The following is a 16,242-nucleotide window of genomic DNA, read 5'->3' as shown; positions in this document are numbered from 1 at the left end:
CGACCTCCGCTCCGCCTCACAGAAAGCCGTTCATGCAGATCCTGCACTTCAGAACCGCCGGTGTGTCCGTGGTCATCGAGTGCCCGTCCGACGCCCTGCCCGCGCTCCTGCACTGGGGGCCGGACCTGGGCGTCCTCGACGACGAGGCGCTGGCTCACCTGGCGGCCGAGCTCCGCCCCCGGCCGGACACCACTGTCGACGTGCCCGTACGGACTCCGCTGGTGCCAGAGGCCCGTACCGGCTGGATGGGCATGCCCGGGCTGTCCGGCCACCACCAGGGACAGAACTGGTCACCTGCTTTCACCCGTGTCAGTTATCAGCAGGCCGGCCAGACCCTCACCGCCACCGCCCGGGACGAGCATGCCCGTCTCACCCTCACGATCATCCTCGAACTCGACCGCTCGGGCCTCCTCCGGGCACGGGCGGACCTGCGCAACCAGCACGAGCTGCCCTACACCCTGGACGCGCTCAACCTCGCCTTCCCCGTCGCCGGCACGCCCACCGACCTGCTCGACCAGGCCGGACGATGGGCCAAGGAACGCATCCCCCAGCGGCGCCCCCTCACCGTCGGCACCCACCTGCGCGAGAACCGCCGCGGCCGGACCGGCGCCGACGCCGCCACCGTCCTGCTCGCGGGCACCGCCGACCTCGGCTTCCAGCGCGGCGAGGCGTGGGGCCTGCACGTCGGCTTCAGCGGCAACCACCGTCACTACGCCGAACGCACCTCCACCGGCCGCACCATGCTGGGCGGCGGCGAACTGCTCCTGCCCGGCGAGATCATCCTGCCGCCCGGCGAGACCTATCGGACCCCGTGGCTCTACGCCGCCTACGGCCGCGGCCTCGACCAGGCGGCCCGCCGCTTCCACGACCACCTGCGCGCCCGCCCCTCCCACCCCTCCTCAGCCCGGCCCGTCGTGCTCAACACCTGGGAGGCCGTCTACTTCGACCATGACCTGGACCGCCTGCTCGATCTCGCCGACCGTGCCGCCCGGGCCGGGGTCGAGCGGTTCGTGCTCGACGACGGCTGGTTCAAGGGCCGCCGCGACGACACGTCCGGGCTCGGGGACTGGTACGTCGACCCGGACGTCTGGCCCGGCGGACTGCATCCGCTGGTCGAACGGGTCAAGGAGCTCGGCATGCAGTTCGGGCTCTGGCTCGAACCCGAGATGATCAGCCCGGACTCCGACCTGGCCCGCGCCCGGCCCGACTGGGTCCTGCGGACCGGCGACCGCCTGCCGCCACCCGCCAGGCACCAGCAGGTCCTGGACCTGACCAACCCCGAGGCCCACGCCTACATCAAGGAACGGCTGCTCGCCCTGATCGGCGAGTACGACCTCGACTTCATCAAATGGGACCACAACCGCGACCTCGTGGATGCCGGATCTGCGATCCGGGCCGGCCGGGCCGCCGTCCATGCCCAGACCCACGCCGTCTACCGGCTGCTCGACGAGATCCGGGCCGAACATCCGCGCCTGGAGATCGAGTCGTGCTCTGGCGGTGGGGGCCGCGTGGACCTCGGCATCCTGGAACGCACCGACCGCGTCTGGGCCAGCGACTGCATCGACCCGGCCGAACGCCGGCAGATCATGCGCTGGACCGGGCAACTGCTGCCGCCCGAGCTGATCGGCAGCCACGTCGGCGCCGGCCGCTCCCACACCACCGGCCGCCGGCACGATCTGCCCTTCCGCGCCGCGACCGCGTTCTTCGGCCACTACGGGATCGAGTGGGACCTCACCACGCTCGCCGACGGCGAACTCGACGACCTGGCCGCCTGGATCACCCTGCACAAACGGCACCGCCATCTGCTCCACACCGGCGCCGTGGTCCGCGTCGACGACGTCCCCGAGAGTGTGCAGGCCCATGGCGTGGTCGCCCCCGGCGCCACCGAGGCCATCTATGAGATCGCCATGCTGGACCGCCCATCCACCTGGCCGCCGGGCCGCGTCCGGCTGCCCGGCCTCGACCCGGCGGCCGTCTACTCGGTGCGTCCGCTCATGCCCGTGACCGCGCACGGGACGGCCCCGGCCTGGATGAGCGGCGACTTCGTCCTGCCCGGCTCGGCGCTGGCCGCCTCGGGCATCGCCGTACCACCTCTGTTCCCCGACGAATCCGTGCTGGTCCACCTCATCGCCCTGTAAGGCGCAAGTTTCGGAAGCTGCTTGAAAATTTCATTTACACCTCCAAAGCTCAATCGGGGGAATGACCAGGCGTAATGGCTCTCCGATCAACCGCTCCTGACACGAGTCGTTGACAGCGCGACAGAGTCGAGCCGATACTTTCGGCACTGTACCGATACTTTCGCTACAGTGCCCCGGCCATCGACAGCCCCGCCGGGTCGTATCACGCTGCCTGGCCTCCCGCCAGCCTTCACGAGGAGGTAACACGCACATGAACGACGCCCCCGCCCACCCGAAGAGTCGCAGACGCGGCCGCATCAGGCGCATCATCATCCGTGCCTGCGTCGTAGCGCTGGCCGCGGCCACAACGATGACGCCCGGCATCGCCAACGCGGCCATAACCTCCAACCAGACAGGCACCAACAACGGCTACTTCTATTCGTTCTGGACCGACAGTCCTGGGTCGGTCTCCATGAATCTGGGATCCGGCGGCAATTACAGCACCTCATGGAGCAACACCGGGAATTTCGTCGCCGGCAAGGGCTGGAATCCCGGCGGGCGCAGGGCCGTGACCTACTCGGGCAGCTTCAATCCGTCCGGCAATGCCTATCTGGCTCTCTACGGGTGGACGAGAAACCCACTCGTGGAGTATTACATCGTCGACAACTGGGGCACTTACCGGCCCACGGGAACGTACAAGGGCACGGTCACCAGCGATGGCGGCACGTACGACATCTACCAGACGACGCGATACAACGCCCCCTCCATCGAAGGCACCAGGACTTTCAACCAGTACTGGAGTGTCCGGCAGTCGAAGAAGACCGGCGGAACCATAACCACCGGAAACCACTTTGACGCATGGGCCCGTTATGGAATGAGCCTGGGCAGCCACGACTACCAGATTCTCGCGACAGAGGGATATCAGAGCAGCGGGAACTCCAACATAACGGTGGGCGGCTCGTCCCCCGGCGGCGGCAACCCCGGCGGCGGCTGCACCGCGACGCTGTCCGCGGGTCAGCAGTGGAGTGACCGGTACAACCTCAATGTCTCGGTCAGCGGCTCGAGCAACTGGACCGTGACGATGAACGTGCCCTCCCCAGCGAAGATCATCGCTACGTGGAACATCAACGCCAGTTATCCCAGCGCCCAGGTGCTGACCGCCACCCCCAACGGCAACGGCAACAACTGGGGCGTGACGATCCAGCACAACGGCAACACGACCTGGCCGACGGTCTCCTGCAGCGCGAGCTGACCGACCTGCCGGCGCGGCGGCCCATGGCCGCCGCGCCGGCACGTGTGCTCACGCCGGCCGGGGCAGGTAACGCCCTGTCGGAGGGCCCACGATCTTGCCGTTGTTCAGCACATGGCTGCCGCGTACGAACGTGTCCGTCACCCTGGCGGTCATCTCGAAGCCCTCGAACGGCGTGTATTCCTGTCTCGACTCCGAGTTCTGCGCGCGCACCGTCCATGTTCGGGCGGGGTCGACCAGGCAGATGTCGGCGTCGAAACCGGGGGCGATCACGCCCTTGGTGCGCAGGCCGAACCGCTGGGCGGGGTTCCGGGAGGTCAGCGCGGCGATCCGGCCATACGGCAGGCCCCTGCGGCGGCCCTCGGTGACCAAGCCGGGCAGCAGGTATTCGGCGCCGCCGAAGCCGGATTTCGCCAGGAAGACGTTCTCCCGTGGGTTGCCGAATTTGGCCTCCTCGCGGCAGCAGGCGTGGTCGCTGACGACCCAGTCCACGGTGCCGTCCAGCACGTACTCCCACAGGGCCTCGACATCTTCACGCGGCCTGATCGGCGGGTTCACCTTGCCCCCGATGCCGGCGGCCGTGTCCACGTCGGCGAGCAGGTGGCCGATCGTGACCTCGCGCCGGAAATCGATGTGCGGGAAGGTCGCCGCCATGCGTACGGCGGCGTCCATGGCCTTGCGAGAGGACAGGTGCAGCAGGTTGACGTTGGTCAGTCCCGTCTCGTGGGCGAGGTAGGAGGCGATGAAGACCGCCAGCCCTTCGGAGTGCGGAGGACGAGAGGCACTGTAGGCGGCCAGCCCATCCAGCTGACCGGCCTCCTCGACCAGCTTGGTGTAGGCGGTCATGATCTCAGCTGTCTCGCAGTGCAGCGACAGCGAGATCTCGCCGGCCAGCTCGGGCAGGCGTTCCCTGGCAGCCTGCACTCCGCGCATCACGAACTCGAAGTGCGCGTAGTCGTAGCGCTCCCCCTCGGGCAGCATGAGGAAGGAGCGCTGGTCGTCGGAGCGCCCGTGCAGCCCATGCCCGCCGTAGAACATGAAGATCTTGAACGACGGCACCCCGAACCGCTCGACCAGCGCGGGTAACTCGTCGATGTGCTCGCTCGACATCGGCGCCAGATGAAATCCGTAGTCGATGTACGCTCTGCCCTCGGACTGCTTGAGCACCTCCGGGAAGAACTCCTCGTAAGAGCCGCCTCTGTTGAGGTAGTACATCCCGGTCCGCATGTACGTGAGCGCCGTCGTAACGCCTCCTTGGACGGCGGCCCGGCTCTCCGACTCGGTGTCCTCGGGCAGGGGGTTGTAAATCCCCCAATGCTGGTGGGCGTCCACGACCCCCGGGAAGGCGAGCTTGCCACCACCGTCGATCACCTCGCCGTCCGTGGAAAGCCCGGGCTCGACTCGGACGATGCGACCGCCGGCGATGGCGATGTCCGCGCCGACGGGTTCATCCCGATCGTGGGTGACGACCTTCACGTTCTTCAGCAACGTCTCGGTCACAGAGGGGACGCCTCCTAAGCGATGCGGTGCGCGTCGCGGTGCCAGCTGAGCACGCGCCGCTCCACCATGAGGAACAAGGAGTTGAAGGTGAAGCCGAGCACGCCGAGAACCAGGACACAGGCCCAGATGGCCGGCATGTCGGCGTTGTTGCCGGCCAGGTTGAGGAGGTAGCCGATCCCTTCGGTGCTCCCCTTGAGCTCTGAGATGACCATCAGGATCAGCGCGAGCGAAACGCTCAGGCGCAGGCCTGCGAAGATCTTCGGCGAGGCCCCGGGCAGGATGATCCGGGTGAGCCGCAGACGTGCGGACACACCGAAGACAACGGCCGTCTCGATCTGCAGATTGTCGAGGTTGCGCGCGCCGTCGATGGAGTTGAGCAGGATCGGCCACACGATGCCGAAGACAATCGTCGCGACCTGCACCTGTGTACCCATCTGGAACAGCACGAGAAAGACCGGGAGCATGGCAGGCGGCGGCACCGCCCGGCCGAACTCGATCAGCGGCTCGACGTAGTCGGCCAGCCCGGCGCTCCTGCCGAGTGCGACACCGAGCGACACTCCCACGATCACGGCCACGCACCAGGCTCCGGCTACCCTGACCAGGCTGGGGACGAAATTGTCGACCGCCTCTTCGGTGAGGACGTACGGCCCGGAGAACCACATGTCGTACGTGCGGGTCACGATCACGGTCGGCGCCGGGAGGTACGGATTGCCAACGGACCGCGCGAGCAGCTCCCAGCCGATCAGGACGACAGGCACCAGCCACAGCCGCCTGACAATGGTGCGGATCATGTCGTTCGCCACCTGAACAGTCGTCGCTCGGTGCGCACGAGAACGGTGTTGACGACGAGTCCGATCACCCCGGCCCACAGCAGGGCCGCGATCACGTCGATCATCGCATCGGCGCCGATGCCCGTGCTCGCCTCGATGAGAAAGCTGCCTATGCCGCTCGAACCTCCGACGAAGTACTCCACGCTGATCGCCAGGATGAGCGTGATGGAGGCGGCCAGTCGCACGCCCGTCGCGATGAAGGGTGCGGCGCTGGGCAGGGACACCCACCAGATGATCGCGCCTCGTCCGAAGCCGAAGGAGCGCAGCGTCTCCTCGCTGACCGGGTCCACGTCCCGCACGCCGTAGATGGTGTTGATCAGGATGGGCCAGGAAGCAGCGAAGACTATGAGCGCCACCTTGGCGTTGAGCTCGGGCTGGAAGAAGAACAGGGCCGGCGGGATCAGCGCCACCGAAGGGATGGGCCGCAGGAACTCCACGAACACCCGGGTGGCCTCCTCCACTGCCGGGACCGTTCCCAGGAGCAGGCCGATCGGTACGGCGACCAGGACGGCGAGCGGCAGCCCGATGATCGCGGCTGTGAGCGTGCCCCGCAGATCGTCGAGGAAGGCCGGGTCAAAGGCCAGCGTGACAGTCCGCACCAAGGTGGCCGTTGCCGGCGGCAGCCATCTGAACAGGCCCGACATCCCGAGGATCTGCCACACCAGCAGAAAACCCGCCACGCCAACAGTGTGGCGGGTGAACTTCATCAGCTTGGCGTGGGCGAGCCGGACCTGTGCCCCAGGGACCGTGCCGGTCATCCTTGGGAGTAGATCATGGAAGCCGCATTCGCCTTCTGCTTGAGCATGCCCGCCTCGTACATGAGGTCGGCGACCCTCTGGATGCGCTGGGCGCTGAGCGAGGTGGGGTAGGCCCCCAGGTTGATCGTGGCGGCCGTCTCCGGCGGGATCTTGGTGTAGGTCGGGAGAACTTTCGTCACCGCGCTGCGGTCAGTGGCGGCGATGTTCTGCGCCTTGGCCATGGCCCGCTGGAAGGCGGCCAGCGTCTTGGGGTTCTTCTGCACCCACTTCTCCGTGGCGGCCCAACCCGTGATCGGCAGACCCTCGGTCGGACCGGACATCGTGTCGAGGAGCATGGTCGCGCCGAGCTGCTTCTTGGCCTGGCTGACGTACGGGTCCGTCATCCAGACAGCGTCCACGTCCCCCTTGTCGAGCGCCGAAAGCCAGTTGGTCGTCGGCACCTCGACGTATTGGATGTCCGCCTTGGGATCGAGGCCCGCGAGCTTGAAGTGGGGGCTCATGGTGAGCGTCCCGAGACCGGCCAGGGCGTTGACGCCGATCTTCTTGCCCTTCAGGTCGGAGACCTGCTTGACGGGCGAATCCTTTTTCACCATCACACCGAACGCACCCGTGGCTCCCTGATAGGAGTCGGCGATGTACTTGAACTTCTCGGTGCCGGCCTCCTGGATCGTCAGGATGGTCGCGTAGCTGCCGAGGACGATGTCCATGGCACCGTTGGACAGTTTGCCGAGGACCTGCTGAGGAGCCTGAATGGCCTCCTGCTTGACATTGAGGCCCTCCTCCTTGAAGAAGCCACGTTCCATGGCGATGAACAGGGGTGCGGAATCCGCGCCGGGGTACTGGCCGATCAGCAGCTCGGTCTTCATTCCGGAAGAGGCGGTACTTGATGACTGGCCGCCTGAGCCGGAGCACCCCGTAATGACGAGGGTCGCCACAAGACCAACCAGAGCACCATGCCTTAACGCGCCGAACCGCATTGCGGATCTCCTTAGGAGCAGGGGGTGGGTGGAACCCTAGCGCAGGCGGCAGCCTTCATCGTAGCCAGAACATAGGCATTTAACGAGGTATTGACATGTATCTACAAATATGTCCAAAGATACAATAATTGTCGTATTTGTACTGCAATAATGCAGCGCCCTTGACAGACCTAGAGGAACAGGCTCAGTGCCAGAGTGAAGGCAAGGCCGGCGACCGACAGTATGGTCTCCATCAGTGACCAGGTCTTGACGGTCTGCCCGACGGACAGCCCGAAGTACTCCTTGACCAGCCAGAAGCCGGCATCGTTGACGTGCGAGAAGAACAGCGATCCAGCGCCTATGGCGAGCACCAGCAGTGCGGTTTGGCCGGTGCCGAGGGTGGTGACCAGCGGGGCCAGGATGCCGGAGGCGGTGACCGTGGCGACGGTCGCCGAGCCGGTGGCGAGCCGGATCAGGACGGCGATCAGCCAGGCCAGGAGCAGCACCGACAGGCCGCTGTTCTGCACCCAGTCGGCGACGAGCTTGCCGATGCCGGTGTCGACCAGGGTCTGCTTGAAGCCGCCACCGGCGGACACGATGAGCAGAATGCCGGCGATGGGCGGCAGCGATTTCTCCACGGACCTGGCGATGGCCTGACGGTCCATGCCGGCGCCCCGGCCAAGAGTGAACATGGCGACGACGACTGCGATCAACAGGGCGACCAGCGGGGTGCCGAGGAAGTCCAGCACCACCCGTACAAGGTTGGCCTCGGCGGCGAATATGTCGGCCAGGGCCTTGCCCATCATCAGCACGACCGGGAGCAGCACGGTGGCGAGGGTGACGGGGAAGCCGGGGCGACGGGCGTTGCCGTTCGCGTGCGTCTCGTACAACTCGGGGGCGGGAACGTCGACCCAGCGGGCGGCGTATCTGGCGAACAGCGGCCCGGCCAGGACGAGGGTCGGGATGGCGATGAGCACACCCAGGCCGAGGGTCAGCCCGAGGTCGGCCTTGAGTGCATCGACCGCGACCAGGGGGCCGGGGTGCGGCGGCACCAGGCCGTGCGTGACGGACAGGCCGGCCAGGGCGGGGATGCCGACCCGGATGAGGGAGAGCCCGGAGCGGCGCGACACGAGGAAGATCACCGGCACCAACAGGACGAGCCCGATCTCGAAGAACATGGGCAGCCCGATCAACGCGCCCACGACGGCCATGGCCCACGGCAGCGTACGGGGGCTGGAGCGGCCGACGATGGTGTCCACGATCTCGTCGGCTCCGCCTGAGTCCGCCAGGAGCTTGCCGAACATCGCGCCCAGCGCGATGAGGATGCCGACGCCGGCCGCCGTGCTGCCGAAGCCCTTGGTGAAGCTGGAGATGGCGTCGGCTATGGGCAGGCCCGCGATCATCGCGACCGCGAATGAGCCGATGGTCAGGCTGAGGAACGGGTTGACCTTGAAGCGGGTGATCAGCACCACGAGCAGGGCGATGCCGACGAGCGCGGCCGGGATGAGCCGTCCGCTGGAGACGGCGTCCTGACTCACCGCGAGCAGGGGGTGGGTGTGCATGTGTCTTTTCTCCTCCCTCCGCCGGGCCACGAGGCTTTCAACGTTGGCGGACGGCAGTGAGGTAGTCGTCGATGAGCTGGTCCACCGGCTTGGTGAGGTCCAGCACGATGCCGTGCTCATCGGGTTCGAGGGGTTCGAGGGTCTGGAACTGGGAGTCAACGAGGGAGGCGGGCATGAAGTGTCCGGGGCGTGCGGCAACGCGCCCCCGAATGACCTCGGGCCCGCCTGCCAGGTGGACGAACGTGATCGCGGGGGCGGACCGGCGCAGGATGTCGCGATAGGCGCGACGGAGGGCGGAGCACCCGACGACACCGCCCGTGGCGGCATGGGCGGCGAGCCAGGCGCCGATGGCCTGAAGCCAGGGAAGGCGGTCGACGTCGTCGAGCGGGATGCCGGCCGACATCTTGGCGATGTTGGCGGGCGGGTGGAAGTCGTCGGCGTCGGCGAACGGAACCCGCAGACGCTCGCTCAGCGCCGTCCCCATGGTGGTCTTTCCGGATCCGGTGACGCCCATGACGACGATCTGCGGGCTCGTGACGTGTCGGGCGCCGGGACCACTGCCGTCGTGGCGGTCAGGGGATTCGGTCTGGGGCATGGCGATGACCTCTCGCGGGCGTCGGCTCTTGCGACAGGGTCGCATGTTTAATAATCCTTAATCAAGTGGTAACGCGTATAAATCATACCTTTTACTCGGTACGTGTGCCCGGCAGCCGGAACCGTGCGAGGATCAGGTCTCGTGGCAGCGGAAGATGTGACCAATCTGAGCTTGCACGGGAGTGTGCTCGACAAGCTCGGCCTGCTGGTCACCTCGGGGGATGTCGCGCCAGGCCATGTCCTGCGGATCGAGGATCTCGAGGTCCGGTTCCGCGTGTCGCGCACGGTGATCCGCGAGGCCATCCGCGTCTTGGAGTCGATGGGCCTGGTGACCAGCCGCCGGCGCGTCGGCGTCATCGTGGCACCGCCCAGCGCATGGCACGTGTTCGACCCCAGAGTGATCCGCTGGCGGCTCGACGGCGACGACCGTCCCGCCCAGCTACGCTCGCTCAGCCAACTGCGCCGCGGCGTCGAGCCGGCGGCGGCCGCGCTCGCCGCCGCCCACGCGACGCCCGAGCAGTGCGGCCGGCTGGTCGGCGCCGTCATGGAGATGGCCGTGCACGGCCGGTCCGGCGACCTGGAGGCCTACCTCACCGCCGACATCGCCTTCCACCGCACCTTGCTGGAGGCCACGGGTAACGAGATGATGGCCGCGCTCGGTGACGTGGTGGCCGAGGTGCTGCGCGGCCGTACGCATCACCACCTGATGCCGGCGCATCCGAACCCGGAGGCGATCCGCTGGCACGCCGAGGTGGCCCAGGCGGTGCAGGCGAGGCAGGCGGCGGCCGCCGAACAGGCCATGCGCGAGATCGTCGATGAGGCCACTCACGCCATGCTCACCGACCAGCCCTGAATTGCGGCCCAGCATGGCGGCCATGAAAACAAGTTGCAACGTGCGTGTCGTACAGGAAAGATCTCGGCATGATCCGGGTCGAGGGGTTAACCAAGGTCTTCCGCCGGCCACGCACCTTCTCGGGCACTTTGGGAGCGTTACGCACGCTGGTCACTCGCCAGTACGAGGAGAAGACCGCCGTCGACGATGTCAGCTTCGAGATCGACGAGGGCGAGGTCATCGGCTACCTCGGACCGAACGGCGCCGGCAAGTCCACCACCATCAAGATCCTCACCGGCATTCTCACTCCGACGAGCGGCACCGTGGAGGTCAACGGCCTGGTGCCCTGGCGCAACCGCTCGGCCAACGCGCGCAACGTCGGCGTGGTCTTCGGCCAGCGCAGCCAACTGTGGTGGGACCTGCCGCTGATCGAGTCCTTACGATTAGTGGGCTCCCTCTACGACGTCCCCGCTCCGCGCTTCGAGACGTCGCTGAAGAAGCTGCGCGACCTGCTCGGGCTCGACGGGTTCCTCGACACACCGGTACGCCAGCTCAGCCTGGGGCAGCGGATGCGCGGCGACCTCGCCGCGGCCGTGTTGTACGAACCGCCGCTCCTCTACCTCGATGAGCCGACCGTCGGGCTGGACGTACTGGCCAAGGAGGCCGTACGCGACTTCATCGTCGAGACCAACCGCGTCGGGCGCACCACCGTCATCCTGACAACGCACGATCTGGCCGACGTCGAAGCCCTGTGCAAGCGGATCATTCTCATCGACCACGGCAAGGTTCTCTTCGACGGCGCCATCGACGCGCTGGTCGACCAGCCGCGGCGGCTGGTGGTCCTGCTGGAGTCCGCGCCGGAGGAGGTGCGTGGGGTGTCGCGGGACGCCGAGGGCCGCTACGTGTTCGACATCGACGATGATCTGCCGGGCATGATCGCCTCGATCGCGGCCGAACACACCATCCGCGACATGTCGATCGAGGAACCCGGCCTGGAGAGCGTGATCAAAGGGATCTACACCCGATGACGCGCATCGGCTTCCGCCTCGCCCTGGCCTACCGCAGCAACATCATCATGACCTGCGTGACGCTGGTCGCCCAGGTGTTCCTGCTGCGCATGATCTGGAGCTCGGTGTACGGCTCGCGCCCCTCGGCCGCAGGGCTCTCCCTGGAGGCCCTGCTGTCCTACCTCACCTTGGCCAACCTGCAGGCCTTCGCCACCCAAACTCTCGTCTCCCGCATCATCCACCAGCGCATCCGCACCGGAATGGTCTTCTTCGACCTGGCCCGGCCGGTCGGCTACCTGAGGCAGATGGCCGCCTTCCAGGTCGGCAACACCTTGGGCGGGCTGCTGCTGCTCGCCCCGGTGATCCCGGTGGTCCTGCTGGTCGGCTCGATCACCGTGCCGGTCAACGGCGCGGGCTATGTGATCACTCTGGTGCTCGGTTACGTCATCGCCGTACAACTGGCGTTGCTGATCAGCCTGGCCGGCTTCTGGACGATGGAGATCGGGGCCATCTCGCTGCTCTACCGGCTGGTCAGCCAGTTCTTCGCCGGGACGATGGTGCCGCTCGCCTTCTTCCCCGGCTTCCTGGGCGTGCTGGCCGAGATGCTGCCCTTCAAGTACATGGGGTACGTGCCCGCGGCGATCTACGTCGGGCACATCTCCGATATTTCAGGTCCTGTCCTGGTCGAGCTCGCCTGGATCGCGGGGCTGTCGGGCTTACTCGCGTTGACGTGGTCCCGGGCCCATCGAAGGGTGGTGATCCAGGGTGGCTGAGATCCTCCGTTCCCTGCGTCTGTACTTCCTGCTCCAACGCGCCTCCGCCCGCGGCGCCATGCAGTACCGCCTGAACACCGTGATCGGCATCCTCAGCGGCGCGATCTGGCAGGGCACCGGGTTCGCCTTCATCTGGGTGGTGATGGACACGTTCCCCTCGCTGGCGGGCTGGGGACTGGCGGAGATCGCCTTCCTGTACGGCCTGCGCCTGACCGCGCACGCCCTGGCGATGATCCCCATGATGAGCGTGAACGACATCCAATGGGTGGTACGCGACGGGGAGTTCGACCGCTTCCTGCTGCGCCCGCTCAACCCTCTCGTCCAGCTCATGGGCAACAGAATGGGCATCGCCCAGTTCGGCGACCTGCTCGTGGGCGCGGTGCTGCTCGCCGTCGCCGGCCAGAACGCGCAGGTTCAGTGGAGCGCCTGGCTGATCGCCTTCTGCTTCGTGGCGGTCGTCGGAGGCGCACTCATCGAGGCCGCCTTCTTCCTCGCACTCTGCTCACTGTCGCTGCGCATGGTCGACACCTTCGCCCTGCGCGTCTTCGTGGACGACGTCTTCAGCAAGTTCGGCTCGTACCCGATGAAGATCTTCGGCGGTGCGGTCGAGTGGCTGCTCACCTTCGTGCTTCCCGTCGCCTTCGTGGCCTACGTACCCTCGAGCATTCTGCTGGGCAAGCTCGACAACGCCTGGGCACTGGCCGCCCCGCTCCTGGGCGTGGTCCTGATCGCGCTGGCCTACCTCATCTGGCGACGCCAGCTCGACCACTACCAGAGCGTCGGCCACTGAACTCGGCAACCCTCATGGAATGAGGCGCAGCGCCCGCTCCGAACCCGTTGGTCAGGGCGCCGGGAGCCGGCCGGCACGGAGGTGGGCGATGCCCATGTCGAGGGCGGCCTCCAGGTGGGTGGTCCGGCCGGTGGACATCTGGATCAGGACGCCGCCCTGGATGCCGGCGAGCAGGGCCGCCGCCGCGCGGTCGGGGTCCAGGCCGGGGTCGATTTCGCCGGCGTCCTGCATGTGCCGCACACCGGTGGCGATCTCGGCCTGCCAGCGGTGCATCAGCTCGGTGACCACGGCCTGGGCACCGGGTGTCCCGCTGCCCAGCTGCGAGGTGACGGAGTGGAGCGGGCACAGGCGGCCCTGCCGCCGGTAACGGTCGACGACCTTGTCGCGCCACGCCTGCCAAGAGGGCCAGGAGGTGAGCTCGCCGAGCTGGGGCCGCTGGTCCTCCAGCACACGGTCGGCCTCGAAGCGGGCCACCGCCAGCAGCAGCTCCTCCCGTCCGCCCGGGAAGTAGTGGAACAGCTGGCTCTTGCTCGTCGCCGTCTCGGCCAGCACATCGTCGAGGGTCGTTGCGGCCACGCCGTGCTCGCGGATGCGCGCGGCCGCGCCCTCGAGGATGCGCTGCCGCGTCGCGGCTCCCTTGCGGGTCAGCGTGCGCATGGCCACCCCTTCAGGTTGGACTGCCCGGTCCATATTAGCGCGGTCATCCTGGTGTTTTTTTGGACTTGACAGTCCATTTTTTGGTACGCAAGCTGACTGGGCGGCCTCCGAAAAGCCGCTTACGAACGGAGTGATTTCCTCATGTCTCTGGACCACTACTATTTGCTCGGACGTTCCGGGCTGCGCGTCAGCCCGCTGGCACTGGGCACGATGAACTTCGGCACCGGCGGTTTCCACGCCGCATACGGCAAGACCGAGGATGAAGCCCGTCCCATTTTCCGCCGCTACCTCGAAGCAGGCGGAAACTTCATCGACACCGCCGATTTCTACACCGCAGGTGAGAGCGAGACCATCCTTGGAACTCTCATGGCCGAAGCCAAGGTGCGCGACAGGGTGGTGCTCACCACCAAGTTCACCAACAGCGTCGACCCCGGGGATCCGAACGCGGGGGGCAACGGCCGCAAGCACATGATCAGAGCGGTTGAGGCGTCACTGCGCCGCCTGCGCACCGACTACATCGACCTGTTCCTGCTGCACACCTGGGACCGGATCACTCCTGTCGAGGAGGTCATGCGGACCTTCGACGACCTCACCAGAGCCGGGAAGATCCGGTACGCAGGCCTGTCCGACGTGCCCAGTTGGTACGCGGCGCGGGCCCAGACCTTTGCCGAGGCTCACGCCCTCGTACCGGTGGTCAGCCTGCAACTGCCCTACTCCCTCGTCGACCGGACGATCGAGCTGGAGCACATCGCCATGGGGCAGAGCCTGGGGCTCGGTATCACCGCGTGGAGTCCGCTCGGCGGCGGCTTCCTCACCGGGAAGTACCGCCATGCCGACCAGGGCTTGGCCGGGGAAGGCCGGCTCAGTGGCGGAGGCTCACCCGGACGCTCGTGGACGGACCGGGAATGGCAACTGCTGGCGACACTCGAGAGCGTCGCCGACAAGCTCGATATGACGATGGCCCAGGTCGCCCTCAATTGGGTCGCCACCCAGCCTGGGATCGCCTCGGCGATCATCGGCGCGAGCAGTACGGAACAGCTTGACGCCAACCTGGCCGCCCTCGACTTCGAACTGCCGACCGAGCTGCGCGGAAAGCTCGACGAGGCGAGTTCCGTGCCACCCCCGTCGGTCTACAACATGTTCACGCCGAACTATCAGAGCTGGCTGGTCAGTCCTGGCGTCAAGGTCGGAGACAAGCCGACCGGCTACGCCCCGGCCGTGCGGAACTGGGTGTCCGAAAGCAAGGGCTGACCGAGCCCGCCGGCTTCAGCGCGAGCCGGACTTGTCCTGACGGAGGGACAGGTTCAGGTGCCGTTCCGCCCACAGCTCTTCGTCCAGGCGGTGATCTCGCCACTTCCCGGCGGGCCGGCCAGCCAGTCGTGTCGAAGATCGCGTACGGGTAGTCCGCGCGGACGCAGTTCAGCTCGTACTGGCCCAGGTACTCCATCAACGACCGCCACGACCCCTGTCATCTTTCCTGCGCAAGGACACACGTACGTGGAGGCCAGAACGACACGTAATGAGGCCGAGCATCGAGATCGGCGGTACGCATCCCAGGGTTGATTACTCTTTGATTATCTTTCGTCACACCATGAAAGGGACCCATTGCGTAGCCTCAAAGCGTGCCGCATCGGCGCAGCAGCCCTGGCCCTGATCCTCCCGGAAGCTCTGGCCGCAGGCACCGGAAGCGGGGTTGCCCATGCCGCGTCACAATGCAAGACCACGACGGTGACGACTTCCGGCATCGACGTTCAGTGGACCGTCTGCATTGCGGACATCCCAGCTCCCGTTGCCTCGGTGGAACCTCCCACCTGCGTGCGACGGACCCTGATCGGCAACGAGCGTCGACAGTGCGTCATCGAGGGTACCTACGCCCTCCGGAAAGGGACCGAGACCATCAAGTCAGGCCCCTTCCAAGCTGTCAACCAACAGGACGACGGGACGACGGTCAGATCGTGGCCGGTGAGCTTCACCTGCCAAGGGCGGGCTGATTACACCTTCAACGCACGTGTACGTGAGATCACCTACAGCGGCAGCTCCGTTTCCACAGACGTACCATCGCGGGTGACCACAACCCTCTGCTGAGCATGCACCGGCTCGGACAAAGAAGATCACTCCACCGCCGAGGCCACCAACTGGAAAGGATCTCTTTCCAGTTGGTTCGCCGAGTGAAGATAGATCATCGTCGTGTCCAAGCTCTCGTGGTCGAGGGCCTCCTTGACGTCCATCGGGTTCGCGTCCGGGTCCTTCGCGATCGACGCCCACGTATCCCGCAGCACGTGCGGGGTCACCTTCGCCTCGATCCCGGCCTGGCGTCCGATCCGTTCCACCAGCTCCGACGCCGACGACCGGTAGAAGCGGCCGCCCGTGTCCGTGACGAAGATCCGCCCCGACAGATCAGCCAACGCGAAAGCCGCCTGAGGTGCGGCCGCCGCAGGACACCGCCGAGACCGTCCGTCGTGCCCGCTTCGGCCGGCTCCCGGAACAGGTCCGGCTCGAGGACACGATCGAAGAGCGCCCGGCCATCGCGCCGGACCCCGCCCAGGGGGCCTATGACGCGGACGAATGGCTTGTGCGGTACTGCCTGTGAATCTGGAGGGGCATCGTGGTGCGTACC

Annotated in this window: 16 protein-coding genes; 8 read left to right on the top strand and 8 right to left on the bottom strand. The window is 66.8% G+C overall.

The window, feature by feature from the left end:
- Positions 1–32 precede the first annotated feature (32 nt).
- Together ACQPWU_RS23210 and ACQPWU_RS23205 are read left to right on the top strand one after the other, a co-directional pair.
- On the top strand, positions 33–2,138 hold the full coding sequence (locus tag ACQPWU_RS23210) for an alpha-galactosidase (protein ID WP_433443421.1): 2,106 nt from the start codon (positions 33–35) through the stop codon (positions 2,136–2,138).
- A gap of 250 nt (positions 2,139–2,388) precedes the next feature.
- Positions 2,389–3,369, top strand: a complete 981-nt coding sequence (locus ACQPWU_RS23205; protein ID WP_433443419.1) for a glycoside hydrolase family 11 protein — start codon at positions 2,389–2,391, stop codon at positions 3,367–3,369.
- 48 nt (positions 3,370–3,417) lie between these two features.
- On the opposite strand, the gene ACQPWU_RS23200 is transcribed toward ACQPWU_RS23205, so the two are convergent.
- The 6 genes from ACQPWU_RS23200 to ACQPWU_RS23175 form a co-directional block, all read right to left on the bottom strand.
- Complete coding sequence (locus ACQPWU_RS23200; RefSeq protein WP_433443416.1) at positions 3,418–4,866, bottom strand: dihydroorotase; 1,449 nt, start codon at positions 4,864–4,866, stop codon at positions 3,418–3,420.
- Positions 4,867–4,880: 14 nt separating this feature from the next.
- Positions 4,881–5,657 carry an ABC transporter permease gene (locus tag ACQPWU_RS23195; RefSeq protein WP_433443413.1) on the bottom strand — a complete coding sequence of 259 codons (777 nt, stop codon included), beginning with the start codon at positions 5,655–5,657 and terminating at the stop codon, positions 4,881–4,883.
- Entirely contained in the window at positions 5,654–6,454 is an 801-nt protein-coding gene (locus ACQPWU_RS23190; RefSeq protein WP_433443410.1) for an ABC transporter permease, read from the bottom strand. Before ACQPWU_RS23190 ends, ACQPWU_RS23195 begins: the two co-directional genes overlap by 4 nt.
- Positions 6,451–7,320, bottom strand: a complete 870-nt coding sequence (locus tag ACQPWU_RS23185; RefSeq protein WP_433443408.1) for an ABC transporter substrate-binding protein — start codon at positions 7,318–7,320, stop codon at positions 6,451–6,453. The genes ACQPWU_RS23190 and ACQPWU_RS23185 overlap by 4 nt, the downstream gene beginning before the upstream one ends.
- 281 nt (positions 7,321–7,601) lie before the next feature.
- Complete coding sequence (locus tag ACQPWU_RS23180) at positions 7,602–8,972, bottom strand: gluconate:H+ symporter (protein WP_433443406.1); 1,371 nt, start codon at positions 8,970–8,972, stop codon at positions 7,602–7,604.
- A gap of 37 nt (positions 8,973–9,009) precedes the next feature.
- Positions 9,010–9,567, bottom strand: coding sequence for a gluconokinase (locus ACQPWU_RS23175; RefSeq protein WP_433443404.1), 558 nt, complete (start codon positions 9,565–9,567; stop codon positions 9,010–9,012).
- Between the two features lie 141 nt (positions 9,568–9,708).
- Here ACQPWU_RS23175 and ACQPWU_RS23170 point away from each other — a divergent pair, with 141 nt between their 5' ends.
- From ACQPWU_RS23170 to ACQPWU_RS23155, 4 genes are all read left to right on the top strand, one after another.
- Complete coding sequence (locus ACQPWU_RS23170) at positions 9,709–10,419, top strand: FadR/GntR family transcriptional regulator (protein WP_433443401.1); 711 nt, start codon at positions 9,709–9,711, stop codon at positions 10,417–10,419.
- A 68-nt stretch (positions 10,420–10,487) separates the two neighbouring features.
- The gene (locus ACQPWU_RS23165) at positions 10,488–11,426 is read left to right on the top strand and encodes an ABC transporter ATP-binding protein (protein ID WP_433443399.1); all 939 of its coding nucleotides are present in this window, start codon (positions 10,488–10,490) and stop codon (positions 11,424–11,426) included.
- Entirely contained in the window at positions 11,423–12,178 is a 756-nt protein-coding gene (locus tag ACQPWU_RS23160; RefSeq protein ID WP_433443396.1) for an ABC transporter permease, read from the top strand. The genes ACQPWU_RS23165 and ACQPWU_RS23160 overlap by 4 nt, the downstream gene beginning before the upstream one ends.
- A complete protein-coding gene (locus tag ACQPWU_RS23155) occupies positions 12,171–12,968 on the top strand; it encodes an ABC transporter permease (protein WP_433443394.1) in 798 nt (265 codons plus the stop codon). Before ACQPWU_RS23160 ends, ACQPWU_RS23155 begins: the two co-directional genes overlap by 8 nt.
- Positions 12,969–13,019: 51 nt before the next feature.
- On the opposite strand, the gene ACQPWU_RS23150 is transcribed toward ACQPWU_RS23155, so the two are convergent.
- Positions 13,020–13,625, bottom strand: coding sequence for a TetR/AcrR family transcriptional regulator (locus tag ACQPWU_RS23150; protein WP_433443391.1), 606 nt, complete (start codon positions 13,623–13,625; stop codon positions 13,020–13,022).
- Positions 13,626–13,766: 141 nt separating this feature from the next.
- Between ACQPWU_RS23150 and ACQPWU_RS23145 the strand changes: the two genes are divergently transcribed.
- Positions 13,767–14,876: an aldo/keto reductase gene (locus ACQPWU_RS23145; protein ID WP_433443389.1), complete on the top strand. Its 1,110-nt coding sequence runs from the start codon at positions 13,767–13,769 to the stop codon at positions 14,874–14,876.
- Positions 14,877–15,736: 860 nt separating this feature from the next.
- Here the strand turns inward: ACQPWU_RS23145 and ACQPWU_RS23140 are convergent.
- Entirely contained in the window at positions 15,737–16,030 is a 294-nt protein-coding gene (locus ACQPWU_RS23140; protein ID WP_433443387.1) for a tyrosine-type recombinase/integrase, read from the bottom strand.
- A gap of 17 nt (positions 16,031–16,047) precedes the next feature.
- Between ACQPWU_RS23140 and ACQPWU_RS23135 the strand changes: the two genes are divergently transcribed.
- Complete coding sequence (locus tag ACQPWU_RS23135; RefSeq protein ID WP_433443385.1) at positions 16,048–16,215, top strand: hypothetical protein; 168 nt, start codon at positions 16,048–16,050, stop codon at positions 16,213–16,215.
- Positions 16,216–16,242 lie beyond the last annotated feature (27 nt).

Origin of the sequence: Nonomuraea sp. CA-141351 (assembly GCF_050944675.1) — a bacterium.
In the GTDB taxonomy this organism is placed as follows: Bacteria; Actinomycetota; Actinomycetes; order Streptosporangiales; family Streptosporangiaceae; genus Nonomuraea.
This window is presented reverse-complemented; position numbering and strand designations above follow the sequence as displayed.

Coding starts and splice junctions, on each gene's coding strand:
- ACQPWU_RS23175 (WP_433443404.1), bottom strand. CDS start 9,567: ATGCCCCAGACCGAATCCCCTGACCGCCACGACGGCAGTGGTCCCGGC.
- ACQPWU_RS23185 (WP_433443408.1), bottom strand. CDS start 7,320: ATGAAGACCGAGCTGCTGATCGGCCAGTACCCCGGCGCGGATTCCGCA.
- ACQPWU_RS23195 (WP_433443413.1), bottom strand. CDS start 5,657: ATGATCCGCACCATTGTCAGGCGGCTGTGGCTGGTGCCTGTCGTCCTG.
- ACQPWU_RS23150 (WP_433443391.1), bottom strand. CDS start 13,625: ATGCGCACGCTGACCCGCAAGGGAGCCGCGACGCGGCAGCGCATCCTC.
- ACQPWU_RS23145 (WP_433443389.1), top strand. CDS start 13,767: ATGTCTCTGGACCACTACTATTTGCTCGGACGTTCCGGGCTGCGCGTC.
- ACQPWU_RS23205 (WP_433443419.1), top strand. CDS start 2,389: ATGAACGACGCCCCCGCCCACCCGAAGAGTCGCAGACGCGGCCGCATC.
- ACQPWU_RS23210 (WP_433443421.1), top strand. CDS start 33: ATGCAGATCCTGCACTTCAGAACCGCCGGTGTGTCCGTGGTCATCGAG.
- ACQPWU_RS23180 (WP_433443406.1), bottom strand. CDS start 8,972: ATGCACACCCACCCCCTGCTCGCGGTGAGTCAGGACGCCGTCTCCAGC.
- ACQPWU_RS23190 (WP_433443410.1), bottom strand. CDS start 6,454: ATGACCGGCACGGTCCCTGGGGCACAGGTCCGGCTCGCCCACGCCAAG.
- ACQPWU_RS23165 (WP_433443399.1), top strand. CDS start 10,488: ATGATCCGGGTCGAGGGGTTAACCAAGGTCTTCCGCCGGCCACGCACC.
- ACQPWU_RS23160 (WP_433443396.1), top strand. CDS start 11,423: ATGACGCGCATCGGCTTCCGCCTCGCCCTGGCCTACCGCAGCAACATC.